Genomic DNA, 25,899 nt, shown 5'->3' with positions numbered 1-25,899 from the left:
CAGGGAAACAGGTGTCATCCGGCAGCCCGTTTGTAGGCATCCAGAACCAATCCATGGAAATGGTGCACGGCATGTTCCGATTTGCCCGATCCGTCAGGGTCATTGACGATGCGCCCCTGGGCAAAGGCCGGTGTGTTCATGCCACGCTGAACGCTTTCGACAAGGTTGATGTCCTCGACCTGCAGCACTTCGTCGAGGTATCTGATCGTATCCAGCTCCGCTTCGTTGGGCGTGGTTTCCTCCAGGTAGAAATCATAGGTCTCAAGCGTGCGGTCCGGCCCGGCGGGAATGATGTTGAGAATGATCATGGAGGACCGGCCGGGATAGCGCATGATGCAGGTGTTTGGCCAAAGCCACCAAACCGCATGGGTCTTCACCGTCGCGTTCGAGACGTCATAGGCGCTGTTTGCCGTGTTGCCCGCATCAGCCATGTGGCTGGAGTAGATGCCGTGGGTTGTCACCTTGTAGGTGTCCATATCCACCAACTCGCAGAAATCCTTATGCGCGGTCGGGCAATGGTAGCACTCAAGGAAATTGTCGACGACGTTCTTCCAGTTGGACCTGATGTCATAGGTCAGACGGTGTGCAAAGGTCAGCTCGTCGATGTCCGGTGCCCAATGCTTGATCTCGGTTTCCAAATCGCCGGAAAGTTCCGAGAGGCTGGCGGCGTCAGGGTCGAGGTTCACATAAATGAAGCCGCAGAACGCCTCGACCTGAACCGCATCGAGACAGATATCCTTGGCCTGAAATCCATCGAGGTTCTCGGTATGGGGCGCGCGGACAAGCTGGCCGTCCAGCTTGTAAACCCAGGCGTGATAGGGGCACATGATGCGGCTTGTCTGGCCTTCTCCGGACAAAAGCTCGTGCGCACGGTGTTTGCACACATTGTAGAAGGCGCGCAGGACGCCTTCGCGGTCGCGCACCACGGCGATGGGCTGACCGGCGATCTCCACCGTGACAAAGCTGCCGGGCTCCCGCAGCTTTTCCACATGGCACACCCACTGCCATGTTTTGCCGATGATTTCGCGCAGGTCGACAGCGTGCCAGGCAGGATCAGTGTAAGCCTCGGCCCGCAGAGACAGCGAGGCAGAGGGGTTTTCGTCATAGCCGCGAGAGATATCTGCGAACTGTTGCGAGGTCGGCTGTTGGGTCATGGGAAACCTGCTGGCTGCCGGGAAAAGCACCCGGGTGTCTTTGGTCGGTGCCAACAGGATTGACCCGATCAACCAGTCGAACTGTGCGCAGTTGGCCGAGTTCTTGATTTTTTTCGCCGTCCGGTGACGTCAATCCGCCTTGCGATGCATCGGCCAGGCGCGGAACTCAAACGGCACCCGGCCCTCGACCCGGTCATTGCGTGGGGACAGACCAAAGCGTTCGCGGTAGGCGCGGCTGAAATGAACCTGACTGGCAAAGCCCGAAGCCACCGAGACCTCCAGCAAGGACATGTCGGTCTGTGTCACCAGCCCGCGCGCCCGATCCAGCCGGATATCGCGGTAATACAGGATCGGGGTTTTCTTGACGTGGCGGGCAAAAAGCCGGTTCAGTTGACGCTGCGAGAGGTTGATGGCGTCGCAGATCTCCGGGATGCTCAGCGGCGTCTCAAGGTTCTGTTCCATCAGCGCAATCGCCCGTTTGACCGCAGCCGGGGCCAGATGCCCCATCGGCTCTGCGAGACCGGGGCTTTGCATTGCGCCTTGCGGGCGCACGGTTTGGTGAAACAGATACCGCGCGGCGGCGTTGGCCAGCGCATCGCCTGCGGTGCCCTTGATGATATGCAGGGCAAAATCCACCGATGCCGCCCCGCCGCAGCAGGTGATCCGTCCTTCGTCAAAGACAAACAGCTCTTCGCTGACCGTGACGTTCGGGTAAAGCTCCTGCATGGCGTCGATGTGCTCGTAATGCACCGTTGCGCGCCGCCCCTTGAGCAGGCCAGCCTCGGCAAGAATGAACGCGCCTGTATCCAGCCCGCCCAGCGTGACCCCTTGACCGGCCCACCGCCAAAGTGACGTGTGCAGAGGGGTTGAGTTGTAGGACTCGGGCGCCCAGCTGCTGGAAATGACAACCATGTCCCGGCGTCCGTTCTGGACCTCGGCCAAGGCGGTGGTTTCCAATGTCAGACCGTTGCTGGCGGTGCAGGCCCCGCCGTTCGGAGAGATGACCTGCCATTGAAATCGCGCCTTTCCTTCCAGGTAGTTGGCGGCCCGAAACGGATCAATGAAACCAACCGTCGCCGCCATGTTGAAGTTCGGGGTGACGAGGATGAGCAGGGAAAGCGTATCGCCGGAACGGTCTGTCATAAGGCGATTCAGGTTAAGTCAGCGGCGGAAAGCGTCAACCCTTTGAGCGGTCAAAGGGTGGTCCAGCGCCGCCGCTGACCAAGGCGTCACCGTCCTGACTGGGCGTCGCGGACAAGGGCCGCAAGGCGATAGAAACCGTGGGCCATTTTCGTGTAGGGCGTCAGCAGGAAGAAAGCCAGCACCGCGCCGAGGTGCAGGGCAAGGATCGTCGGCATGACAGCGGAGGATCCGGCGACAAAGAGCGCGAGCCCGGACATGGCGATGAAAAACAGCAGCAGGATAAAGGCCATCTCGCCGCTCCACGCGTTTTGCGCTGCAAGTTCGGGGTCCGATTTCAGCTTCAGCGACGCCATCCACGCGGTCCCGAAAGCGAGCAGAACGCCGCCCGGTAAGCCGAAGAGTTTGGGCAGGGAAAACAGCCCGTGCGGCCCCTGAATGTCAAACACATAGTGCAGGATCGTGCCCGAGCAGGTTGCCGCAAAGCAGAGCAGGAAGCCGTACATGGTCAGCTGGTGAGCGGCGCGCCGGGCATGGCTGAACCGGTCCTCGTCTTCGAAGTTGCACCCGTCGCCGTGGCCCCCTTTGAGATTCTTCATGTTTGCGGCGGCCCCAAAGGCTTGGGTGACATGCGCCAGCCGGACCTTTTCGCCCCCCACGGTTTTCCAATAATCCCGCAATCCAACGCCGATCGCAAAGAGCGGGAACAGGAAGGCGGGCGCAAAGATGGCCACAAGCAGGCCATGGGACACCACGCTGTAATACCGCTCGCCGCCCTCCTCGCCAAAGGCGCGGGCGATCATGAACAGCAGGGCAAAGCCGATCAGGGCGGCCAGCGCAATCGGAACGCCATTGCGCTGGAAGATCTTGCCCAGCCCGCCCGGCCAGGCATGGCTTTCCCAGCTGTCCACGCGCACATCGGCCAGCGCCTGCGGCAGGTTGAGCGCAAACTCATGCGGCGCCGTGTACTGGCAGGCATAGTAACACCCACGGCAGTTGTGGCAGAGATTGGCCAGCTGCGTGATGTCGCCGTCGCTGAAGGCGCGCTTGGCGTGCAAGGCGGGAAAGACAGAGCAATAGCCTTCGCAATAGCGGCAGGCGTTGCACACCTCGGCCTGGCGCCGGGCTTCCTGGATCAGATCAGTTTGCATAGTTGGCGGCCTCCCGTCCTGCCATGCGTCCAAAGACGGTTCCAATGGTCATGCCGAACCCGGCCAGATAGCCCTGGCCCAGAATGGACCCGGCCATGGTTTCCCCTGCGGCCCAGAGGTTCTGGATCGGGCCGCTCGCGGTGCTGCATTGCGCGTGGTCGTCCACCTTCAGACCAAGATAGGTAAAGGTCACACCGGTGCGCAGGCTGTAGCCGTAGTAGGGCGGCTCATTGATTGGCCGGGCCCAGTTGGTCTTGGCCGGGGTGATGCCGGTTGTTGCAACGTTGTCGAGCTCGGTCGGGTGGAAGTTGCTGTCATCGCCGCAGGCGGCGTTGAATTCATCCACTGTGGCCCGCAGCTTGTCAGGGGGCAGTCCCATCATGTCCGCAAGGTCTTCCAACGTGTCCGCCTTGAGCGGAGGGAAGACTGAGGTCATGAAGAGATTCAAGGACTTGCTGTCGATGATCACATAGCCAACCTGATCGGGCTGACCGGCCACCAGACGGCCCCAGATCGCATAGCGTTTGGGCCATGTGTCCTCGCCTTCGTCGTAGAACCGCTGCGCGTCCTTGTTGACCACAATCGAGAAGGGCACGCAGTCGAGCCGGGTCACGATGCCGCCGTCGAATTTCGGCGCGCGCCCGTCGATGGCAACCGCATGGCACTGGGTCGGATCACCCACGCTCTCGACCCCCTGATCAAGAAGATCGGCCAGCACGATGCCCCGGTTATAAGGGGTACCGCGGATCAGGAAATTCTTGGCAGGCTCACCCCATGCGCGGGTGAGCCAGTCCGTGTCCGCCTGGAACCCGCCGGAGGCGACAACCACCGCCTTGGGAGACAGGCTTTTCTTCTGCCCCTCATAAGTGAAATCGACCCGCGTGATCTTGTCTCCTTCGAGCTCAAGATGGGTCACGGCGGCCTCGTAGAGAACTTCGACACCCAGCTTGGCAGCGGTGCGGTAATAAGCGTTCACGAGGCTCTTGCCGCCACCCATGAAAAACGCGTTGGTGCGCGCGAGCGAAAGCGTGCCCGACAGCGACGGCTGAAAGCGCACCCCGTGCTCGATCATCCATGGCAGGCATTCTTCGGATGTGCGGATGGCGAGCCGCGCCAGATGTTCGTCGGTTTTGCCTGCCGTGACCTTGAGAAGATCCGCGAAATATTCCTCTTCGCTGTAACTCTCGACAAGCGGTCCATGTGGCCCCGAATGCATGCAGCGAAAGTTCCGCGTGTGTCGGGAGTTCCCGCCCCGGTAGGGTTTCGGCGCGGTCTCCAGGATCAGAACCCGTGCCCCCGCTTCTGCGGCGGTCATGGCCGCGCAAAGGGCGGCATTTCCGCCTCCGATGACAACAATGTCGGGATCTGTCTGCATGTGGCTACTTTCCTTGGCTTGCCGGTTGTTAGCCGAATGCCAATTGATTTTACCAATGCTCGTTTTGTTTTGATTGATGCTTCAGGCGCATTAAAAGGGGTTAAACCGAACTCAGCAGAATCGAGGTTTCGCTGTTTGTGATGCCGGGAATGCTGCGCACTTCCCGCAGGACCCTGTCGAAGTCCGCGAGGCTCTCGGCGCTCAGCTGCGCAATCAGGTCCCAATTGCCATTGGTGGAATGCAGTTGATGCAGGGCCGGGATGCCGCGCAGGCTGCGGATGACTTGCGTGGTCGATTGTCCGGATACCTCGATCATCATGATCGCCCGCACGCCCTCCGGCCCGCTGTCCTCGCGCGCGCGGATGGTGAAGCCCAGTACAGCCCCACTGTCCAAAAGCCGGTCGATCCGGGTTTGTACCGTCGCGCGTGAGACGCCAAGGAGCACGGCCAGTTTGGATACCGGCGCCCGCCCGTCTTCGCGCAGGAGGGTGATCAGTTTGCGGTCAAGGTCATCGTATACATGCATGGCAAAAATGATAACTCATATTAACAAAATGCGCAAAAAGCATTTGCAAAAGGTGCAACATGGCCCTGCAGTGTGTCAGGCGGGTGCGGTAAACCTTGGGTAGTGTTTCGCAAGAGGAAGACCTTTGCCATGCCCCGATCCTCGCTTCAGGCCCCGGCCTCCGTCGTCATGATCCGTCCGCATCATTTCACGCCCAACGCTCAGACGGCGCAGGACAACCATTTTCAGACCAGTGCGGCAAGCGACGCCGCAGACGTGGCTCAGGCCGCCCATGCCGAGGTCACCCGCGCCGCAGAGACGCTGCAATCGGCGGGCGTGCGCGTGCACCTGTTCGAAGATGAAGGCACAGAGACCCCGGATTCCGTGTTCCCGAACAACTGGTTCTCCACCCATTCCGGTGGTCATGTGGCCGTCTACCCGATGTATTCGCCAAACCGCCGCGCAGAGCGGCGGCAGGACGTGCTGACCATGCTCAAGCAGGACTACCGCGTGCAGGACATCATCGATTATTCCGGGTTGGAATATGACAACCTGTTCCTCGAAGGCACCGGGGCTATGGTGATCGACCATCTCGAACGGGTGGCCTATGCGGCGCGCTCCAAGCGCACGAGCGAAATCCTGCTGGAACGCTTCTGCACCCATTTCAACTATGAACCGGTCGTCTTTGATGCGGTCGATGCGCAGGGGCAGCCGATCTATCACACCAATGTCCTGATGTGCATCGGTACCGATTTCGCGATGATCGGGTTGGATAGCCTTCCTGATGCCGCGCGCCGCCGCGAAGTGGCGGAACGCCTGCGCCGAGGGGAGCGGGACATCATCGATCTGACCAAGGATCAGATCGCGAATTTCGCGGGCAATGCGATTGAGTTGCAGGGGCGCGACGGCATCGTGCTGGCCTTGTCATCGCGCGCCTTGCGGTCTCTGGAGGCGGAGCAGAAGGCGGTGCTGAACCGGCATGTCACGCTCCTGCCGCTGGACATTCCGACAATCGAGCACGCCGGTGGCTCGGTCCGCTGCATGATTGCCGGTTTGCATCTGAGCGCGCGTTAGGGCCAGTCCGAGAAGCCGCGCCTCAGTTCCGTCAGATCCTCACCCTGCGGCCTGCGGACAATAGCGCGGTAAGCGCCGGGCGAGATATCGGCCCGGCGTTTGAAGAAATGACTGAACCGCGTGGCATCGGCAAAGCCGAGGTCGGCGGCGATGCGTTTCAGCGGCAGGCCCGTGTTTTCGAGCCGCGCCTTGGCCTCGGCGGTCAGACGTTCATGGACCAGCTCGCCAGGGCTGCGCCCGACCTCGCGTTTGCAGATCCGTTGCAGCCGGTCGTAGTCCACACCCAACTCTTCGGCATAGCGCGACATGGGCCAGTGTTCGCGATAGTGCAGTTCAACGAGGTGCCGGAAACGGCGCAACACGCTGGTCAGTTCGGCCCCGGTCTCCGCCGGTTCCGGCCTGTAGACCCGCAAAGCGCCGATAAAGAGCAGGCGAAGGATGGCCGACAGAGACATGGGCGATTGCCGCTCCTCCTCGGCCAGTTCCTTGACAAACCATCCAATCAGCGTGTCGACCTGATCGCGCAGATCGGCCTCTGGAAGCGGCGCAAGAAAGCTTTGCTCAACCAGCATACGCAGATGCACAGACTCGGCGCGCGCGCCAATTGCGTCGAGAACGATGGTATCCCCGAGGCCCAGAATGCGCGCCCGCGCGCCAGCGACAAGCCGCAGCGGCGGGCGCCCCCCCGGTGGCCAGAAGCAAAGGGCCGGGCCATCGATTTCCAACCCGGTTTCATCACGCGCCAGACGCCCCTGTTCGAGAAAAAGCATGGTCGAATAGGATTCGGGATGATGAATGCGCACCGCGCGATCATGCAGGGCTTCTTGTTCGAGTTGCGCTCTTGCGTAGCTGTCTTTCATGGCGTTTTCCAATAAATCGACAATGAATGCCCAGAAATGCGCATTCCATGACAATATGCATTACCCATAATCAAAAACAAGGGAGGTCGGGCCGCGCCCGATGGACATGAATGACACGACAAACTGCACATCAGCCGCGGGCCATCGCTGGTCCGGTTGTCGAACGGGTCAGCCCGATTGACGGCAGGATCGTCAGCGCAGAGGCGGCTCTGGACCCGAGCGGGTGCCAGTCCGTCGCGGCGCGGGCGGCTGCGGCCTTTCCCGCATGGTCCGCGCGCCCGGCGGCAGAACGCGGTGCCTTGCTGCGCAGGGCGGCAGAGCTTCTGGAGCAGCGCGGCGAGGCGTTTTGCCTTGCGATGGCCGAAGAGATCGGCACCGCCAGTGACTGGGCTTGGATGAACGTGCGTTTCGGTGCAGAAATGCTGCGCGAGACGGCCTTTTACGAGGATGAGGTTTGTGCGGAAGTCGCGGTGCGCGGCGAAGCGGCAAGGGGTCTGAACAGCCGTGTGATCCGGGTGCCCTGCGGCGTGGTTCTGGGGATCGCGCCCTGGAATGCACCTCTGGTTCTGGGCGCGCGTGCCATCGCCGCGCCGCTGATGTGTGGCAACACGGTCCTGCTGAAAGGCAGCGAGTTTGCCCCACGCACCTACCGCTTGTTTGGCGACGTGCTGACTGACGCCGGTTTTCCCGAGGGCGTGGTGCAGGTGTTGCTCGCGCGCGGCGAGGACAGCGAGGCCGTGGCCGATGCCCTGATCGCCTCGCCGGTGGTGCGGCGCGTGAACTTCACCGGCTCGACCCGTGTCGGGCGGCGCGTTGCGGAGCTTTGCGCGCGCCATCTCAAACGCCCTTTGCTGGAACTGGGTGGCCAGTCGGCGATGCTGGTGCTGGGGGATGCGGACCTTGACCTTGCGGTTGAGGCGGCTCTGGACGGTGGATACCGCAATCAGGGCCAGATCTGCATGTCGACCGAGCGCTTGATCGTGGCCGAAACCCTTGCTGATGCGCTTGTCGAACGGTTGGAAGCGCGGCGCTGCAAGCTGAGCCTCGGCGATCCGCGCGATCCGCACACCCAGATTGGCCCGGTCGTCAGTGCCGCCGCCGCAGAGCGTCTGGCCGGGCTGATCGGGGATGCGGTGTCCAAGGGCGCGACGCTGATCGGCGGCGGGCGCGTGTCCGATGCCTATCTCGAACCGACGCTGCTGGACCGGGTCGAGCCGGACATGCGCATCTACCGCGAAGAAGTCTTTGGCCCGGTGCTTTCGATCACCCGTGTCCGCAACGATCTGGAAGCCGTGACCGTGGCCAATGACAGCGAATACGGTCTCGCCGCAGCGGTTATCAGCCAGGACCCCGCCCGCGCAGAAGCCGTGGCGCTGCAGGTTCAAAGCGGCGTCTGCCACATCAATCGCTCCACGTTCGACGACACGCCCCACGCCCCGGTGGGCGGGGTCAAGGCCTCTGGCTACGGCCGGTTTGGTGGCGCGTGGGGCATTCAGGAATTCACCGAGCTGCGCTGGATCACCAGCCCCTCGGATGCGCGAAGACCCTAGACTTTATCAGGAGGAGAACTCAAATGACCATCGGTATCAAGCGGCGCGCGCTGCTCGCAGGCGCCTCGGCCCTGACCCTCACCGCCATGACCAGCGCGGCCTTTGCCGCAGACCCCATCAAGTTCGGCGTCGTGGCCCACCTCACCGGCCCGCTCGCGGGTGGTGAAGCAGTGACGCACACGCCCAACATCGAGCTTTGGGCAGCGCAGGTGAATGCGCGTGGCGGGCTCAAGGTTGACGGCGGCATGCGCCCGGTCGAGGTGATCACCTACGACGACAAGACCGATCCGTCCGAGCACATCAAGGCGGTTCAGCGCCTTGCCACGCAGGACAAGGTCGATTTCATGTTCTCGCCCTACGGCACCGGCTTCAACATCGCTGCCGCGCCGATCTATGCCAAGTATGACTTCCCGCTGGTTGCGGTCTCGGCCATCACCGATCAGCAGGAAGAACTGTCCAAGCGCTTCCCCAACATGTTCTTTACGTTGGGCACCACCACCGGCTTTGTCGAAGGCGCGCTCGATGCGCTGACCACGCTGCGCGAGGCCGGGTCCATCGGCAACACGGTGGCCATGGTCAACGTGGCCGATGCCTTCGGGATCGAACTGGCGGACAAGGCCCGCCCGATGTTCAAGGAAGCGGGTTTCGAGATTGTCTATGACAAGTCCTACCCGCTTGGCACGCCGGATCTGTCGCCGGTGGTAAAAGGCGCAAAAGCCGCAGAGCCGGACGCCTTTGTGGCCTGGTCCTACCCGCCTGACACCTTCGCCCTGACAGAGCAGGCGATCATCGAAGACCTCCAGGTCAACGCCTTCTACACTGCCGTGGCCACGGCTTTCCCGGCCTTTTCCGGCAAGTTCGGTTCCAAGATCGAAGGCAACCTCGGGGCAGGGGGCATCAACCCCGATACGCCCGCCATGCAGGATTACCGGGCCGCGCACCTTGAGATCACCGGCGGCGAGGCGGATTACTGGGCGTCGGCCACTTACTACGCCTCCCTGCAAATTCTGGAGCAGGCGATCGAAGGCGTCGGGACAATCGACCGCGAAGCGACCGTCGCCTACATCGCGGACAACAGCTTTGACACTGTGATCGGCGAAGTCTCCTTTGACGAGCAGAACAACTCCATGCGTTTCTGGTCGGTGGGGCAATGGATTGACGGCGTGTTCCACGCGGTTGCCGACACGGGCATGGGCGACAGCGTCGCGCCCGTGGCCAAGGACGGCTGGAACTGATCCAGCCGCCACCTCTGCGCCCGGCGTGTCTTCCCCGCCGGGCGCTCCTTTCCCTTCTTGTCGGAAAATCTCATGGATATTCTCCTGTCCGGGCTGCTGCTCAGCGGCACTTATGCCCTTATTGCGATGGGGCTGAACCTTCAGTACGGCGTCGCCCGCATCATGAACCTCGCTAATGGCGAAATGCTCGTTCTGGGTGGTCTGGCGGCCTTTTGGATGTACACCGCTGCCGCCCTCAGCCCGCTCCTGACCGCCCTCATCGCCGCGCCGCTGGCCTTTTCTGGCAACTGGCTGCTCTACCGCTATTTGCTGCTGCCGCTGGTGCGGCGCGCCAAGACGCAGGGCCAGCTGGAAGTTGACAGCATTCTGGCGACCTTCGGCATGAGCTTTGCGCTGGTCGGCATCATGGTGTCGATCCATGGTGAATACTTCACCTATTCCTACCTTGCCGAACCGTTCAAGATCCTCGGCCAGACCGTGGCACTCAACCGCCTCGTGGCCTTCATTGTCGCCATCGGCATCGGCGGCGGGCTCTACTACTGGCTCACCCATACCTACCAGGGCACCGCCGTGCGCGCGGTTTCGGTCAGCACCGAAGCAGCCGGGCTGGTGGGCATCAATGTCGAACGGGTCTCTGCTTTTGCCTTCGCGCTGGGCGGCGCGGTGACGGCGGTCGGCGGCACGCTGATCTCGACCTTCATCACGCTGGAGGCCTCCGTCGGGGTGATCTTCACCATGAAAGCGCTGATCATCATCATCATGGGCGGCGTCGGGGACATCCGGGGCGCGATTGTCGCCGCCGTGATCCTTGGCCTTGTCGAGACCACCGTGGCCAGCGTGATTGACCCCGGCCTGACGCTCGTCGCGGCCTATGTGATCTTCCTCGCCATCCTGCTGTTCCGCCCACAGGGCCTGTTCGGGAGGCGCGCATGAAACCGGCTGAACTCCGCAATCTTGGCATTGGCGCGGTTCTCGTGGCGCTTGCCGCGATTTTCCCGCTGGTCAATGACGGCTACTGGCTCTCCATCGCGACCACGGCGATGATGTACATCGCGCTCTCGACCAGCTGGTCGCTGTTTTCCGGGCCAACCCATCTGATCGCGCTTTCCACAGCAGCCTTTTTCGGCATCGGCGGCTACCTCGTGGGCACCGGCATGTCGGACTACGACACTTCGTTCTGGTCCATGGCGATCCTCGCGCCGCTGGTTGCCACCGCCGTGGCGCTCCTGATCGGCCTTGCCACGCTGCGCCTGTCCGGCGTCTATTTCGTGATCTTCACGCTGGGGCTGGCAGAGATGATCCGCAACCTTGTCAGCTGGGTGCAGAACAATTTTCTTGGCTCACGCGGGCTCTACGTGCTCACCGATTTCACCGAGGCGCACATCTACTGGATGCTGCTTGGCGTGTCGGTGGTGGTCTTCCTCTTTGGCTGGTGGATCAACCGCTCCCGCCTTGGCTTTGCGCTGAAGATCATCGGCAATGACGAAGAGGTGGCGCGCCATGTCGGCATCAACACCGCCTGGTCCAAGGTCATCCTGTTCATGTCCACCGGCTTCTTTGCCGCGCTGATCGGCGCCATCGTGGCACCGCGCTACAGCTACATCGAACCAAACGTGGTCTTCTCGCCGCAGCTGTCATTCCTCGTGGTGATCATGGCGCTGCTCGGCGGCACGCACCGCCTTTGGGGGCCGCTGGTCGGGGTTATCCCCTTCACGCTGGCATGGGAGGCGATCTCCGTGTCCTTCCCGAACTCGACAACGCTGTTCCTTGGCCTGTCGTTCCTGATCATCGTCTACGTCCTGCCCGACGGCTTCACCGGCCTGTTGGAGAAATTCACAAGGAGGGCCGCGAAATGACCCCCGGTGACACGATCCTGCACGTTCAGGGCCTGACCAAGCGCTTCGGCGGTCTGGTCGCGGTGAATGACGTGAGCTTTGATGTGCGTGAACATGAGGTCATGGGCATTATCGGGCCAAACGGCTCGGGCAAATCCACCACGATGAACCTGATTTCCGGCGCGTTGAAGCCGACCTCGGGCAAGATCGATCTCGAAGGGCACGATCTTACGCCGCTGCCACCGCACAAGATCGCCCGTTTCGGCGTGGCCCGGACGTTTCAGCTGGTGCGGATCCTGCCGAAGCTGTCGGTTCTGGAAAACGTCATGGCGGGGGCCGCCTTTGCGCACAAGCCGCGCTGGGGGCGGGAGGCCGAAGACTTCGCCGCCCAGTTGCTGGACCGGCTGGAACTCGGGGACAAGAAAAACCTCGGCATCGACAGCCTCACCTACATTGACCAAAAACGGCTGGAACTGGCCCGCGCGCTGGCGTCGGAGCCGGAGATCCTCCTGCTCGATGAATGGCTGGCCGGTCTCAACCCGTCCGAGCTGCAAATCGGCATCGAACTGATCGCCAGCCTGCGCCGCGAGGGGCGGACCATCATCCTTGTGGAGCATGTCATGGATGCGATCCGCTCGCTCTGTGACCGCTGCGTGGTGATGAATTCCGGCGTCAAGATCGCCGAAGGCACGCCTGCCGATGTGCTGTCGGATCCGGACGTGATCCGCGCTTACCTGGGAGACGCCTGATGCTGACGATTGAAAATCTCTCCGTGTCCTACGGGCTGCACCGGGCGCTTGCGGGTGTCTCGCTGACGGTCAATCCCGGTGAAATCGTGGTGATGCTGGGCGCCAATGGCGCGGGCAAGTCCACCTTGCTCCGGGCGGTTGCCGGGATCTGTGAAGGCGGGGCGACAGGCCATATCGACATCTCCGGCAAGGACCTGCTCAGCCGCAAATCCGATGAGATCGTGGAAGCCGGGATCGCCTTTGTGCCGGAAGGGCGGGGCATTTTCGGGGACCTGACGGTCTGGGAAAACCTGATGCTCGGGGCTTATTCCAAACGGGCTCAGCGCGCCAAGGACAAGAACCTGAAATGGGTGCTGGAACTGTTCCCCAAGCTTATAGAGCGCAAGGACCAGATCGCGCGCACCATGTCGGGGGGCGAGCAGCAGATGGTCGCCATTGGCCGCGCGATGATGGCCAACCCCGAAGTGCTGATGCTGGACGAGCCGTCGCTCGGGCTGTCGCCGCTCCTATGTCAGGAGCTGTTCGGCAACCTCAGCCACATCCGCGAAACTGGCATGGGGGTGCTTCTGGTTGAGCAAAACGCCAAGCAGAGCCTCGCCATCGCGGATCGCGGCTATCTCATCGAAAACGGTGAAATCACCGGTGAAAACAACGCGCAAGCCATGCTGAACGATCCGGCGGTGCAAGCCGCCTATCTCGGCGCGGGCGCGGCAAAAGACTGAAGAAACGGGAGAAAGACATGTTGGAAGGAAAAACGATCATCGTCACCGGAGTCGCTTCCGGGATTGGCGCGGAAACCGCGAGGCAGCTCAAGGCGCAGGGCGCCAGGGTGGTTGGCGTGGACCGCAATGCGCCGTCCATGGAGCTTGACGGGTTTCATCAATGTGACCTGATGGATGAGGCCGCGCTGGATACGCTGATCGGGAAGCTGACGGCCATCAAGGCGGACGGTCTTGCCAATATCGCAGGCGTGCCGCCCACCGCCGCGGCGGAAGCCGTGGTCACGATCAACCTCGTGGCGCTGAAAAGGCTGACGCTTGGCATCGTGGACAGTCTGGCGGACGGCGCGTCGATCGTGAACCTTGCCTCACTGGCCGGGCTGGGCTGGGAAGGCGTGGTCGAGAAGATCAAGGCAACTGAAAAGCTGACCCACGCAGGGGTCGCGGATTTCTGCGCCGCCAACGAGATCACCCATGAGAACAGCTACTTCTTCACCAAACAGGCGCTTGTCGCCTGGACACATGAAAACCGCTGGACCTGGCGCGACCGGGGTATCCGGATGAATTCGGTCTCACCCGGCCCGGTCGAGACACCGATCCTCAAGGACTTCATCGAAACCCTGGGTGAGCGCGTCGAGGAAGACATGAAAGTCATGGATCGCCCCGGCACGCCCACGGACATCGCCCCGGTTGTGACGTTCCTGCTGTCGGACGGATCGGTTTGGCTGCGCGGGGTCAATATCCCCACGGACGGCGGCATGCGCGCCCATATCGAGGCCAAATCGAACGGCCTTTCGTAAGAGTTTCAGGGAGAAAAGACATGGAAGTCAAAATGTTGATCGGCGGCGAAGATCTTGCCGCCGAAACCGGCCGCACGTTTGATCGCATTGATCCGGTGACCGGAGAGGTTGCCACCACCGCCCCCGCAGCGGGCGCGGCGGACGCACGCAAAGCGGCCGAAGCGGCCCAGGCCGCCTTTCCCGGATGGGCCGCAACCAGCCCTGCCGAGCGCCGGGCGCTGCTCAACAAGGCGGCGGATGCGCTGGACGCCATGACCCCCGAGGTTATCGCCGCCGCCACGTCCGAGACTGGCGCAACAGGCCCGTGGATCGGGTTCAACTGTATGCTGGCGGCGGGCATGCTGCGCGAAGCGGGGGCGATGACCACGCAGATCCTCGGCGAGGTGATCCCCGCCAACAAGCCGGGCACGCTCGCCATGGCACAGCGCAAACCGCTGGGGGTTTGTCTTGGGATCGCGCCGTGGAACGCGCCGGTGATCCTTGGCACGCGGGCCGTGGCCATGGCCATCGCCTGTGGCAACACGGCGGTGCTCAAGGCGTCCGAACTCAGCCCGGCGACCCAGCTCGCTATCGGCGAAGCCTTCCGCCGCGCCGGGTTCCCGCCGGGTGTGATGAATGTGATCACCAATGCGCCGGAAGACGCGGCGGAGGTGGTGAACGCCCTGATCGAAGCGCCCGAGGTGCGCCACATCAACTTCACCGGCTCCACCGGAGTAGGGCGCATCATCGCGACGAAAGCGGCGCAGAACCTCAAACCGGTCCTTCTTGAACTCGGCGGCAAGGCGCCGCTGGTGATCCTCGATGACGCTGATATTGACGCGGCGGTGAACGCCGCCGCCTTCGGGGCGTTCATGAACCAGGGCCAGATCTGCATGTCGACCGAGCGCATCATCGTGCAGGACAGCATCGCCGACACCTTCACCGAACGCCTCGCCGCCAAGGCCTCGGCGCTGCCTGCGGGCAATCCGCGGGATCAGGTGGTGTTGGGTGCGCTTGTCACGCCGGAGGCGGCGGAAAAGATGGACAAGATCATCGCGGATGCCACCGCCAAGGGCGGCACTGTCGTCGCCGGCGGCGGGCGCGACGGAGCGATCGTCGAGGCGACGCTGATCGACGGTGTGACGCCGGACATGACCATCTACGCCGAGGAGAGCTTTGGCCCGGTCAAACCGATCATCCGGGTCAAGGACGACGAAGACGCCATCCGCGTGGCCAATGACACCGAATATGGGCTGTCAGCGGCGGTTTTCTCGTCCAACATCCAGCGCGCCATGGCCGTGGCCGACCGGATCGAAAGCGGCATTTGCCATATCAACGGTCCGACGCTGGCCGATGAGGCGCAGATGCCTTTTGGCGGGGTGAAGGACTCCGGCTATGGCCGGTTCGGAGGCAAGGCGGCAATTGACGCCTTTACCTCGATCCGCTGGGTCACCATCGAAGACCCGCATCAGCATTACCCGTTCTGAACGGCGCGGGCGCGGCCTGTCCCGGGCCGCGCCTGACACTGCAAACTTGCAAGGGTCCCGGCCCTGTGCGGGCGTCCGAAGTCAGTATTCGATGTAATGCTGATTGCTCGACCGGATGGTTTCCCATTTGCGAATGCTGCGAAGTTCTTGCCCGTCGCCGCTGGCGACAACCGTGGCCAGCAAGGCTTCGACAATGACCATGAGCGGCGCGACGGAAGGATAATAATGCGGGCTGGCGGTGTTTGCGCAGAGCACATGCTCCGCCCCTTCCGCAATCGGTGAACTGGGGCGATCGGTTATGGCGACCAGATGCGCGCCGTTCTTGCGGGCAAATTGCATGGCGTCGGCGGTGCGTTTTGCCGTCGGGTTCAGCGCAAACCCAATCACAACATCGCCCGGTTTCAGCGCGGACATGGCCTCGGCTGCAACTTGAAACTCCGTACCGACAAGACGCAGGTTCGGCAGCACCATGTCGCCGGTCGTGCGCATGAGCGTGGCCAGCCAGAACAAGGAACCGGAGCCAACCAGATAGACGTTGGAGGCTTGCCGCATCAGCACCGCAATCGCATCGAGATCGTCCTGCCGCAAAGTTGTGTGAAGATCCCCGATATTGCCACGGGCCGCGCTGATGATCCGATCGCCGAGCGCGTCCTGGTCCGATTGCCCTTCGTCATGCAAGGCCCCGGCGCGGGACGCGAAAACACCGCTCACCAGCTCCGACTGAAACGCCGCGCGAAAATCGTCAAAGCTGTCGTACCCAAGATGCCGGGCGAGGCGCAGCATCGTCGTCGAGGTCACGCCGACCTCTGTCGCGGTCGCGCGCATGGAGTGCAGCGCCATCTGGTCGGGATGATCGAGCGCATAACGCGCGGCCAAGGCCAGCTTCTTGGGCAGGTCAGGCAGCGCAGAACGCAGGTTTTGCAGGATGCTCATCGCAGTTTCCGGTATTTTTTTGAAGCAAACGGTATTTTTCGCCGGGGTGCAAGGCAGGTTTTGCACGAAAAGCGCGCAAATGATATTTTTTACTTGGTGAAAAGTATCAAACGGTGCAAAGGTGGCCCGACTCATATCGTATGGCACACCATGACCCACTATTCGGCCTTTTCCGTTTTTCGCCACGCCTTGCGCGGCAACAAGACCTGGGGGCGCGCCTGGCGCGATCCTGAACCCAAGGCATCTTATGATGTCGTGATCGTCGGCGGGGGCGGGCACGGGCTGGCCACCGCCTATTACCTCGCCAAGGAACACGGCATCACCAATGTCGCGGTGATCGAGAAGGGCTGGCTCGGGGGCGGGAACACCGGGCGCAACACGACAATCGTGCGCTCCAATTACATGATGCCCGGCAACACGATGTTCTATGAACGCTCGATGAAGCTGTGGGAAAACCTCAGCCAGGATCTCAACTACAACGTGATGATATCCCAGCGGGGCCAGTACAACCTGTGTCATTCACCGGGCCAGATGGATGCGGCGCGGCGGCGCGGCAACGTCATGCGGGCCAACGGCATCGACGCGGAGTTGTTCGACCGCGCGGAGGTGCGCCGCAGGCTGCCGTATCTCGACTATACGGAAAACGCCCGTTTCCCGATCCATGGCGCGATCTACCAAAGCCGCGCCGGGACAGCGCGCCATGACGCGGTTGCCTGGGGTTTTGCGCGCGGCGCGGACCGGCGGGGCGTGGACATCCTTCAGCAGCGCGAGGTGACAGGCTACCTCTGGGAAGGGGGCAGAATAGTCGGGGTGCAGACCAACCGCGGCGACATTCGCGCGGGCAAGGTCGGCCTTTGTGTGGCCGGGCATTCGGGGCATCTGGCCCGTATGGCGGGGCTGCGACTGCCTATCGAAACCCATAGTCTGCAAGCCTTTGTCACCGAGCCTTACAAGCCGCTGGTCGACACGGTGATCAGCTTTGGCGCGGCGCATTTCTACATCAGCCAGTCCGACAAGGGCGGGCTGGTGCTGGGCGGCGATCTGGACATGTACAACTCTTACGCCCAACGCGGCGGGCTGCCGATTGTCGAGCATACGCTGGCCAGCGCCAAGGCGCTGATGCCCTCGGTCTCGCGGCTCAAGCTGCTGCGGCACTGGGCCGGGGTGATGGACATGTCGATGGACGGCTCCCCCTTCATCGCCAAGACGCCGGTGGACGGGCTCTACCTCAACGGCGGCTGGTGTTACGGCGGCTTCAAGGCGACGCCCGCGTCGGGCTGGTGCTTTGCTCACACCATCGCGCGGGATGCCCCGCACGCGGACAACGCCGAGTTCACGCTGAACCGCTTCGAACGCGGCTATCAGATTGACGAAAAGGGCATGGGCCCGAAACCGAATGCGCATTGAGACAAGACGATGATCAGGATCAACTGCCCGATTTGCGGGCTTCGCAGCGAAACCGAATTCACCTACGGCGAGGATGCCAGCGTGACCCGTCCGGCCATGGACGAAAGCGCGGCGCAGCCCTGGCTGGACTACGTGTTCAATCGCGACAACCCGCGCGGCTGGCACCGTGAATACTGGCACCACGCACAAGGATGCCGTCAATGGCTTGTGCTGGAACGCAATACGCTGACCCATGAAATCGGCACCTGCCGGCTGGCGCGGGAGGATGCGGCATGAAACGTCTCGATCAGGGCGGGCGGATTGATCGAAGCAAGCCGCTGAACGTCTCCTTTGACGGCCAGAGCCTGCCCGCTTTTGCCGGGGATACGCTGAGTTCCGCGATGCTGGCCGGCGGCGTGTCGCTGGTCGGGCGCAGCTTCAAATACCACAGGCCGCGCGGCGTGTTCTCTGCCGGGGTGGAAGAGCCGGGTGCCATGGTTCACCTGCGGAGCGGCGACCGGCATGAGCCCAACGCCCGCGCCACGGTGACGGAGGCGTTTGACGGGCTGGTATCAACCTCGCAGAACGCCTGGCCCAACCTGCAATTCGACATCGGGGCGGCGAACACCTGGCTCAGCCCGTTTTTCAGCGCCGGGTTCTATTACAAGACCTTTATCGGCCCGTTCAAACACTCCACGAAATTCTGGATGATGTGCGAAACCGTCATCCGCAAGGCAGCGGGCATGGGGCGCGCCAGCCTGCTGTCCGATCCGGATCGGTATGAGAAGCGGGGTGCGTACTGCGATGTGCTTGTCATTGGCGGCGGCGTTGCCGGGCTGACTGCGGCACTCGCGGCGGGCCGCGCCGGGGCGAAGGTGCTGCTTGTGGAACAGGACACGGCGCTGGGCGGCGCGCTCCTGTCCGATCCGGTTGGGGGCGCTGGCGACGCTTGGATTGCTTCCGTGCTGGCCGAATTGCAGGCCATGGACTCCGTGCGCATCCTGACGCGCACAACCGCGTTTGGCGCCTACGATGGCGACACCTATGCTCTTGTCGAGCGGGTGACGGATCACCTTCGGGTGCCCGAGGACGCCCAGCCCCGCCAGCGCTATTGGCAGGTCCATGCCAAACGCGCGATCATGGCAACCGGGGCGATTGAGCGGCCTTTGGTCTTTGGCGGCAATGACTTGCCCGGTGTGATGCTGGCGGGGGCAGTTCGGACCTACCTGAACCGCTTCGCCGTGCTCATGGGTGAGCGTGCCGTTGTGACCACCAACAACGACAGCGCCTATAGTGTCGCTGCGGATCTGGCGCGGAGCGGGGCTCTCGTGACGCTCGTTGACATGCGCGCCGAGGTCGCCGCCGATACGCGCGCCCGTGCAGAAAAGGCAGGGGTTTTCATCCTGACTGGCCACGGGGTTTTGCAGGCCAAGGGCGGCAAACGTCTGACCTCGGTCGACGTGGTCCCGGTTGATCGCGGCAGCCGGACCTCGGGGGCCGTGCGCGTCATCCCTGCGGATGTTCTGGCGATCTCCGGCGGCTGGGCGCCTGCGGTGCACCTGTGGTCGCAGCGCTTCGGCAAGCCGGTGTATGACGCCGCCTCCGGCAGCTTCATCGCGCCGGAGGATCCCGACAAACCGTTGCAGCCTGCCGGGATCTGCGCCGCCGCGGCCTCGCTCGAAGACGTCATAACCCAAGCCATGAGGCGCGGTGCCGAGGCGGCCCGGGCGACCGGCGCGACGGGCGCGCCCGGTGACAGCCCCGCCGCCTTTGACACAGGCGCATTCTGGCAAAACGATCTCTCCCCGAACTGGGCGGTTTTCGATGCAGAAGGGCGCTGCAAGGGCAAGGCCTTTGTCGACTTCCAGCATGACGTGAAGGTCAGTGACATCGATCAGGCGCATCTCGAAGGCTACGTCTCGGTCGAGCACCTCAAACGCTACACGACGCTGGGGATGGCCACCGATCAGGGCAAGCTCGCCAATATCAACGCGCTCTCGCGGATGGCGGAGTTGCGCGGGATGGCGATCCCCGAAGTTGGCACGACAACCTTCCGCCCGCCGTTTACCCCGATCACCATGGGCGCGCTTGTCGGGCATGAACATGGCCGCCACTTCCGCCCCACGCGCCTCTCGCCGCTCCATCACTGGCACGCCGAAAATGGCGCGCAGATGACGGAAGCCGGGGCATGGATGCGGCCTTGGTACTATCCGGAAAAGGACGAGGACCTGCGCGCCGCCTATATCCGCGAGGCGACCCACGTGCGGACGCATGTCGGCATCATTGACGTGTCCACCCTGGGCAAGATTGCCGTGCAGGGGCCGGATGCGGCCGAATTCCTCAATCGGGTCTATGTGAACGGGTGGAAGACGCTGGCGATTGGCCGTTTGCGTTATGGCGTGATGCTGCGCGAAGACGGGTTTGTGATGGACGACGGCGCGACGGCGCGTCTGGGCGAGCATGACTATGTCATGACCACCACCACCGCCAACGCCGCCAAGGTCCTCGCCTTTGCCGAACATCTTTTGCAGACCGCGTGGAAGGACTTGCGCGTGCACGTCACCTCCGTGACGGACCAATGGGCCGCCTTTGCCATTGCCGGACCAAAGTCCCGTGCCTTGCTGCAAACGGTGTCCGGGGCCGATCTGAGCCGCGATGCGCTCCCCAACAATCATTGGACCCTTGCGCAGATCAGCGGCGTTCCGGTGCGCATCCACCGGATGTCCTACTCCGGGGAGCTGGCCTATGAAGTCTATGTGCCCTCAGGACACGCGGCCCATGTCTGGGAGGCGCTTCTTTCGGCTGGGGATGACTTTGAGCTGCGGCCCTACGGCACCGAAGCCATGGGCGCGCTGCGCATCGAGAAGGGCCACGTGGCCGGGCCGGAGCTTGATGGCCGCACAACGCTGAAGGACCTTGGCCTCGAAGGCTTTGCTTCATCGAAGAAACCTTTTGTCGGATCGGTTCTGCGCAAACGCCCTGTCCTCGAAGACCCGGAACGCCCAACACTGGTTGGCCTCGAAATCGACGGGGACACCGGGGCCAAGGCCGGATCGCTGCTCTTCGCGGCAAACGAAGAGCCGAAGGGCCATGGCGACGGCTGGGTGTCCTCCACCACCTACTCCCCGGCCCTGGGGCGCAATATCGCTTTGGCTTTGCTGAAGAACGGCAAGGCCCGAACCGGGGAAGAGATCCGGGTGGTGAATTTCGTGGGCGGCGAGGACCTGAAGGCCAGAGTGGTCTCACCGCAATTCTTTGACCCGGAAGGAGACCGGCAGAATGGTTGAGGTCAGATCCCCATTGCGTGAGCGGATCACGCCCGGACAATTCGGCGCGCCGGGTGACGCGGGCGTCGTGCTTGGAAACCGTACGCTTGCCGGGCTTTGGCAAATTGCCGGCTGGTCCGATTTTGATGAGGCCGCGGACCCGGTCCTGCAAGCACTCGGGCTGACCGCGCTTGGCAGCTACCGGCAGGCGCAGCAAGCGGCAGGCGTCCGCGCGTGGCGCACGGCACCGGACAGGATGTTGTTCGAGACACCGCAGGACCTGACGCCTTTCAATAGCGCGGCACTTGCCGTGCTTGATCTTGGCCATGCACGGACCTGCATCACGCTGTCGGGGCCGATTGCGCGCGATGTGCTGGCGCAGGTGATCGCCGTCGATACCGCGCCCGATGTGCTGAAGCCGGGCATGTTTTTGCAAACCGGCCTGCATTCCGTGGCGGTGCTTGTGCACTGCACCGGCCCGGACGCTTTCGAGATTCTTGTCCCGGTCACATGGGCCGAGTCCGTCTGGGACATCTTGTTTGAAAACGCGTTGCCCTACGGGATCGCAGTCAGAGAGGCCGCATGAGCCAGCCGATCGCCCGACGCTTTGCGGCCTTCGCCGCACGCCCACCGGCGTTTCCGGCGGAGGTGACACATGCCGGGCAGCGGGCGGTGCTGGATACCCTTGGGGCCATGATCGCCGGTGGCGCGCATCCGGGCACCAAGAGGGTTGCAGCGGCCATGCCCCGGCACGCGGGGCCTTGTCCTCTGGTGACAGGAGGGCGGTCAGACGCGGAAACGGCCGCTTCGATCAACGGCATGGCGGCGCACGTCTGGGACATCGACGACACGTCTTACACCGGCATCATGCATGGCTCGGCGGTGATCCTCCCGGCGGTTCTGGCTGTTGCGGCGGAAATCGGAGCGGAGCCTGACCAGATCCTGCGCGCCTTCGTTGTGGGATCGGAAATCACCTATGTGCTGGCTGATCTGTGCACCCATGATCACTACTTTGCGGGCTGGTGGAGCACCGTCACCTTCGGCCTGACCGGGGCGACGGCGGCGATGGGCGTTCTGCTCGGATTGAGCGAAGTGCAAATGGCATCGGCCATCGGTATGGCGGCGGCGGCCACGGGCGGCGGCAAGGCGGTGTTCGGCAGCGATGCCAAGCCTTTCCTCGTCGGCGACGCGGCGCGGCGCGCCATCACCTTTGCCCGCATGGCCAGCACCGGGTTGCGCGGGCCGGAACAGGCGTTCGAGGACGCGCGCGGCTTCCTCAAACTGCTGAACGGCGGCAAGGCGGACCTGTCCGCGCTGGAAACGCTCGGGCAGCGCTGGCGCCTCGTTGATCCGGGCCTGCTGTTCAAGACCAACCCGGTCTGCTCCGCCGCCCATGCCGCAATCGACCAGATGAACGCCCTGATGACGTCGCTGGCGTGCAGGGCGGAAGACATTGCCGCAATCCGTGCAGACGTGCCCGAGCTTGTCTTTATCAGCCTCGTCTTCCCTGATCCGCAAACCCCGCAGGAGGCGCAATTCAGTCTGCCCTATGCCTTGGCCTGCGTTGCGCTTCATGGCCGTGTCCGGTTCGAGGATCTGCTGCCCGAGGCCTTGCATGATCCAGCCAAAAGAGCGCTCATGGACAAAGTGCAGGTTGCCCAGGCGGCGGATCTGTCAACCGGCGAGATGCGGGAGCGCTATCCCGAGAGCGCGCGGCTGACGCTGACCTTGAGCGACGGGCGCAGCGCTTCGGGGTTTTGTGGCTCGGCCAGAGGCATGCCGGACAATCCGCAAGGCGATGATGCGCTTGTCGCCAAGTTCTCCGCTGCCTTGGACTACGCCGGGCGGCAAAGGTCCGCGCCGGTCTCGGTCTCCGTCAATCCGCTGGCGCTCTTTGCGGATATCATGGGGAGCGCGCCATGACGCTGCTGCGAAAAAAGGCTCCGCTACAGGCTGGCGTTGTAGGACCACAGGCGTTCGATCATCTTTCGACTGCGTTCGATCGACCGGTAGAGGTGGATCTGCATGGTACATTCCTGATCGGGGGCACTGATCCGGGCCAATTGACCCGTCTCCAGCATGTCCGCCGCCGCCAGTTTCGGCACCCAGGCCACGCCAAGCCCCGCATGGCAGGCCGATTTCAGCGCTTCGGCCACGGAATTTTCGCAGATCACGTCAAACCGCTCCGTCAGCCCGGCGCGTTCGGTGACATGGGTGGTCATTCGGCCAAGGAAGCTGTCGCGCGTATAGCACAGGAAGGGCAGGGGACCGGGATCGGACAAATCAAAGATTGGGCTTCCGTCAGGATGGACGCCCGAAACCGCGACAAGCGTGTCCCGAGCGACTTCCAGCGATGTGTAGCTGCTGCTGTCGGTGATCGTCGGGATCGAGGCGTGGTGATAGCCAAGCATGAAGTCGGCGTTTCCCGTCATCAGATCTTCGACACAGCCCGAGTAATCCGCAGCCACGACCCGGCTGCGCAGCGTGCCCAGCGACCGGGCGCATTCGGCGATCCACTCGGGAAAGAAAGAGATGGCCAGCGTGTGCAGGGCGACAAAGCTGATCACCTCGCCTTCGCGTTGCAGCTTTTCGTGGGCTTCACTGCGCGCCGTGTGGAGCGCATTCACCGTCTCCAGCGCCGTCACCCGGAAGGATTCGCCGACCGGAGTCAGCGTCACCGGATGCACGCTCCGGTCGAACAGCGGCTGGCCAATCCATTGTTCGAGGTTGCGAATACGGCGCGTAAATGCGGATTGGCTTATATTTCGGGCATCTGCGGCGCGCGAAAAAACGCCCCCCGAGGCCAGCGCGAGAAAGTCCTCCAACCAGTCTATTTCCATGAAAACCCTCCCTTTCCGGAGGATCATAGCAGCAATCACCGCCAACGTTATGCAAATTTTGCAATGCCTATGCGGAGTTTGTCGTGGAGTTGCGCAAATTGCTGCGCCACGTTTTCCCCAGCCGGTCCGAGACACGTCGGCTGGGATCAAACCGGGCGGAACGACGTCCACAATCTCAGGGAGAGATGACATGAAGACATTGACCACACTGACCACCGCCTTTGCGGTGCTTTGTTCCACCACGGCCGTGACCGCGGCAGAGTGCAGCAACGACACCTGGAACAAGGTGATGTCCTCCGGCAAGCTCGTTGTCGGCGTCAAGGCGGACTACAAACCCTGGGGCTATCGCAACGCGGATGGCAGCCTCGTCGGCATGGAAATCGACATGGCGCAGGACGTGGCGGACACGATGGGCGTCGAGCTGGAGCTGGTGCCGGTGCAATCCTCGAACCGGATGCAGTTCCTTGAGCAGGGCAAGATCGACCTGATGATCGCCACCATGTCCGACCGCAAGGACCGCCGCGAGATCGTCGGCATCGTGGGCCCGAACTACTACACCTCCGGCACCAACCTGCTGGCACCTGACGCGTTGGCCTTTGCCGATTGGGAACAGATCCGCGACAAGCCGATCTGCGGCAAGCAGGGCGCGTTCTACAACCAGATCGTTGAAGAGCGTTACGGCGCGCAGGTCATCGCCTTCACCGGCAATGCCGAAGCCAAGCAGGCTCTGCGCGACAAGAAATGCGTCGGCTTCGTCTATGACGACAGCTCGATCATGGCTGACCTCGCTTCGGGCGAATGGGATGGCTTTGGCATGCCGATGCCGACCGAAGACGACAACCCCTGGGCGCTGGCCGTGCCGAAAGCCGAGGAAAACTGCGTCTTTGGCCGCTTTATGTCGGGCATGCAGTACAACTGGCACGTGGACGGCACGCTGATCGCGCTTGAGGAAAAGTGGGGCATCCAGGCGACCTCTTACCTCGCCAAGGAGCAGGAGCGCTTCAAGGACTGGCTCGCGGACTAACGCCGCGCCTCTCGCCAATCAGCACCTGCGTCCCATCCGGGGCGCAGGCCAGAACAGGACACACAACAGGAAGGGGACGGAATGCTGGAGGCTTTCCAGGAGTTTTTCCGACAATTTGCCGCCGACCATCCGACGTGGAACTTCATCTTCTTCTATGAAGAGCGTCAGTGGAACAAGGTCATCAGTGGCCTTTGGATGACCATCAAACTATCCGTCGTCTGCGTGATTTTCAGCGTGATCATCGGCATCGTCGGGGCCGCCATGCAGGGTGCGCGCAGCGCGATTGTGCGCGGTATCGTGCAGGGGTACATCCAGTTTTTCCGCAACACGCCGCCATTTGTGCAGCTCTTGTTCTTCTACTTCGCGCTGGGCCGGTTCACGCCGACCTACAGCCCCGATGGCTGGCTCGAAGTGCCGATCATTTCCAATGTCGGCTGGGCGATCATTTCGCTGTCCTTCTTTGCTGGGGCATTCAACGTCGAAATCTTCCGCGCAGGCGTCGAGGCAGTGCCGAAATCCACGCAGGAAGCCAGCGAGGCGCTGGGATTTACCCGGCTTCAGACCTTTGCCTACATCGTGCTGCCTCTGGCGCTTCGGGTGTCGATCCCGTCCCTGAACAACAACCTTGTGAATCTCGTGAAAACCACGACACAGGCCTTTGTCATCGCGGTGCCGGAACTGCTCTACCAGTCGATCACCATCTGGAACGATTTTCCCTCGGCACAGAACCCGATGATGCTGGTGCTGTTCATCTCTTATCTCGCCTTGGTCGGCATTCTGGTGCTGGGCATGAACAAGTGGGAACGCTCCATGCGCATCCCCGGATACGGAGCCTGA

The 25,899-nt window shown here is 62.7% G+C and carries 24 protein-coding genes; 16 read left to right on the top strand and 8 right to left on the bottom strand.

Annotation, left to right across the window (positions count from 1 at the left end; translation table 11 throughout):
- Nucleotides 1–14: 14 nt before the first annotated feature.
- The 5 genes from E4662_RS00685 to E4662_RS00665 form a co-directional block, all read right to left on the bottom strand.
- Nucleotides 15–1,154, bottom strand: coding sequence for an aromatic ring-hydroxylating oxygenase subunit alpha (locus tag E4662_RS00685; protein WP_136439332.1), 1,140 nt, complete (start codon nucleotides 1,152–1,154; stop codon nucleotides 15–17).
- A 129-nt stretch (nucleotides 1,155–1,283) separates the two neighbouring features.
- Nucleotides 1,284–2,297, bottom strand: a complete 1,014-nt coding sequence (locus E4662_RS00680) for a GlxA family transcriptional regulator (protein ID WP_136439331.1) — start codon at nucleotides 2,295–2,297, stop codon at nucleotides 1,284–1,286.
- Between the two features lie 86 nt (nucleotides 2,298–2,383).
- A complete protein-coding gene (tcuB, locus tag E4662_RS00675) occupies nucleotides 2,384–3,445 on the bottom strand; it encodes a tricarballylate utilization 4Fe-4S protein TcuB (RefSeq protein ID WP_136439330.1) in 1,062 nt (353 codons plus the stop codon).
- A complete protein-coding gene (tcuA, locus tag E4662_RS00670) occupies nucleotides 3,435–4,820 on the bottom strand; it encodes an FAD-dependent tricarballylate dehydrogenase TcuA (RefSeq protein ID WP_136439329.1) in 1,386 nt (461 codons plus the stop codon). The genes tcuB and tcuA overlap by 11 nt, the downstream gene beginning before the upstream one ends.
- Nucleotides 4,821–4,920: 100 nt before the next feature.
- Nucleotides 4,921–5,346, bottom strand: coding sequence for an Lrp/AsnC family transcriptional regulator (locus tag E4662_RS00665; protein WP_136439328.1), 426 nt, complete (start codon nucleotides 5,344–5,346; stop codon nucleotides 4,921–4,923).
- A 129-nt stretch (nucleotides 5,347–5,475) separates the two neighbouring features.
- Between E4662_RS00665 and ctlX the strand changes: the two genes are divergently transcribed.
- Complete coding sequence (gene ctlX, locus E4662_RS00660) at nucleotides 5,476–6,399, top strand: citrulline utilization hydrolase CtlX (RefSeq protein WP_136439327.1); 924 nt, start codon at nucleotides 5,476–5,478, stop codon at nucleotides 6,397–6,399.
- Here ctlX and E4662_RS00655 read toward each other — a convergent pair.
- Nucleotides 6,396–7,259: a helix-turn-helix transcriptional regulator gene (locus tag E4662_RS00655; protein WP_136439326.1), complete on the bottom strand. Its 864-nt coding sequence runs from the start codon at nucleotides 7,257–7,259 to the stop codon at nucleotides 6,396–6,398. The two genes, ctlX and E4662_RS00655, sit on opposite strands and share 4 nt — an antisense overlap.
- Nucleotides 7,260–7,369: 110 nt before the next feature.
- On the opposite strand from E4662_RS00655, the gene E4662_RS00650 reads away from it, so the two are divergent.
- The 8 genes from E4662_RS00650 (at nucleotide 7,370) to E4662_RS00615 (ending at nucleotide 15,613) form a co-directional block, all read left to right on the top strand.
- Complete coding sequence (locus tag E4662_RS00650) at nucleotides 7,370–8,809, top strand: aldehyde dehydrogenase family protein (protein ID WP_136439325.1); 1,440 nt, start codon at nucleotides 7,370–7,372, stop codon at nucleotides 8,807–8,809.
- A 23-nt stretch (nucleotides 8,810–8,832) separates the two neighbouring features.
- Nucleotides 8,833–10,044, top strand: coding sequence for an amino acid ABC transporter substrate-binding protein (locus E4662_RS00645; RefSeq protein ID WP_136439324.1), 1,212 nt, complete (start codon nucleotides 8,833–8,835; stop codon nucleotides 10,042–10,044).
- A gap of 72 nt (nucleotides 10,045–10,116) precedes the next feature.
- On the top strand, nucleotides 10,117–10,977 hold the full coding sequence (locus E4662_RS00640; protein ID WP_136439323.1) for a branched-chain amino acid ABC transporter permease: 861 nt from the start codon (nucleotides 10,117–10,119) through the stop codon (nucleotides 10,975–10,977).
- A complete protein-coding gene (locus E4662_RS00635; RefSeq protein WP_136439322.1) occupies nucleotides 10,974–11,900 on the top strand; it encodes a branched-chain amino acid ABC transporter permease in 927 nt (308 codons plus the stop codon). Before E4662_RS00640 ends, E4662_RS00635 begins: the two co-directional genes overlap by 4 nt.
- A complete protein-coding gene (locus tag E4662_RS00630) occupies nucleotides 11,897–12,628 on the top strand; it encodes an ABC transporter ATP-binding protein (RefSeq protein WP_136439321.1) in 732 nt (243 codons plus the stop codon). Before E4662_RS00635 ends, E4662_RS00630 begins: the two co-directional genes overlap by 4 nt.
- Complete coding sequence (locus E4662_RS00625) at nucleotides 12,628–13,350, top strand: ABC transporter ATP-binding protein (RefSeq protein WP_136439320.1); 723 nt, start codon at nucleotides 12,628–12,630, stop codon at nucleotides 13,348–13,350. The genes E4662_RS00630 and E4662_RS00625 overlap by 1 nt, the downstream gene beginning before the upstream one ends.
- Nucleotides 13,351–13,367: 17 nt before the next feature.
- Entirely contained in the window at nucleotides 13,368–14,147 is a 780-nt protein-coding gene (locus tag E4662_RS00620; protein ID WP_136439319.1) for a coniferyl-alcohol dehydrogenase, read from the top strand.
- Between the two features lie 20 nt (nucleotides 14,148–14,167).
- Nucleotides 14,168–15,613 carry an aldehyde dehydrogenase gene (locus E4662_RS00615; RefSeq protein WP_136439318.1) on the top strand — a complete coding sequence of 482 codons (1,446 nt, stop codon included), beginning with the start codon at nucleotides 14,168–14,170 and terminating at the stop codon, nucleotides 15,611–15,613.
- Between the two features lie 81 nt (nucleotides 15,614–15,694).
- On the opposite strand, the gene E4662_RS00610 is transcribed toward E4662_RS00615, so the two are convergent.
- Nucleotides 15,695–16,546 (bottom strand): MurR/RpiR family transcriptional regulator, encoded by an 852-nt coding sequence (locus E4662_RS00610; RefSeq protein ID WP_168797853.1) that lies wholly within the window; start codon nucleotides 16,544–16,546, stop codon nucleotides 15,695–15,697.
- Nucleotides 16,547–16,696: 150 nt separating this feature from the next.
- On the opposite strand from E4662_RS00610, the gene E4662_RS00605 reads away from it, so the two are divergent.
- The 5 genes from E4662_RS00605 to E4662_RS00585 are packed head-to-tail and all read left to right on the top strand — an operon-like array spanning nucleotide 16,697 to nucleotide 23,121.
- Nucleotides 16,697–17,953: a sarcosine oxidase subunit beta family protein gene (locus E4662_RS00605; RefSeq protein WP_136439316.1), complete on the top strand. Its 1,257-nt coding sequence runs from the start codon at nucleotides 16,697–16,699 to the stop codon at nucleotides 17,951–17,953.
- A gap of 9 nt (nucleotides 17,954–17,962) precedes the next feature.
- Nucleotides 17,963–18,229, top strand: coding sequence for a sarcosine oxidase subunit delta (locus E4662_RS00600; RefSeq protein WP_206080238.1), 267 nt, complete (start codon nucleotides 17,963–17,965; stop codon nucleotides 18,227–18,229).
- Nucleotides 18,226–21,219, top strand: coding sequence for a sarcosine oxidase subunit alpha family protein (locus E4662_RS00595; RefSeq protein WP_136439315.1), 2,994 nt, complete (start codon nucleotides 18,226–18,228; stop codon nucleotides 21,217–21,219). Before E4662_RS00600 ends, E4662_RS00595 begins: the two co-directional genes overlap by 4 nt.
- Nucleotides 21,212–21,784, top strand: a complete 573-nt coding sequence (locus E4662_RS00590) for a sarcosine oxidase subunit gamma (protein WP_136439314.1) — start codon at nucleotides 21,212–21,214, stop codon at nucleotides 21,782–21,784. The genes E4662_RS00595 and E4662_RS00590 overlap by 8 nt, the downstream gene beginning before the upstream one ends.
- Entirely contained in the window at nucleotides 21,781–23,121 is a 1,341-nt protein-coding gene (locus E4662_RS00585; RefSeq protein WP_136439313.1) for an MmgE/PrpD family protein, read from the top strand. The genes E4662_RS00590 and E4662_RS00585 overlap by 4 nt, the downstream gene beginning before the upstream one ends.
- A gap of 23 nt (nucleotides 23,122–23,144) precedes the next feature.
- Here E4662_RS00585 and E4662_RS00580 read toward each other — a convergent pair whose 3' ends face one another.
- Complete coding sequence (locus E4662_RS00580) at nucleotides 23,145–24,038, bottom strand: LysR substrate-binding domain-containing protein (RefSeq protein ID WP_168797852.1); 894 nt, start codon at nucleotides 24,036–24,038, stop codon at nucleotides 23,145–23,147.
- Nucleotides 24,039–24,228: 190 nt separating this feature from the next.
- On the opposite strand from E4662_RS00580, the gene E4662_RS00575 reads away from it, so the two are divergent.
- Both E4662_RS00575 and E4662_RS00570 read left to right on the top strand, forming a co-directional pair.
- Nucleotides 24,229–25,062 carry a transporter substrate-binding domain-containing protein gene (locus tag E4662_RS00575; protein WP_136439311.1) on the top strand — a complete coding sequence of 278 codons (834 nt, stop codon included), beginning with the start codon at nucleotides 24,229–24,231 and terminating at the stop codon, nucleotides 25,060–25,062.
- Between the two features lie 81 nt (nucleotides 25,063–25,143).
- Nucleotides 25,144–25,899 carry an amino acid ABC transporter permease gene (locus E4662_RS00570; RefSeq protein ID WP_136439310.1) on the top strand — a complete coding sequence of 252 codons (756 nt, stop codon included), beginning with the start codon at nucleotides 25,144–25,146 and terminating at the stop codon, nucleotides 25,897–25,899.

Source organism: Pacificoceanicola onchidii (assembly GCF_004804335.1).
Taxonomy (GTDB): Bacteria; Pseudomonadota; Alphaproteobacteria; order Rhodobacterales; family Rhodobacteraceae; genus Pacificoceanicola; species Pacificoceanicola onchidii.
Note: the sequence above shows the minus strand (reverse complement) of the source record. Positions and strands in the feature narration are given on the sequence as shown.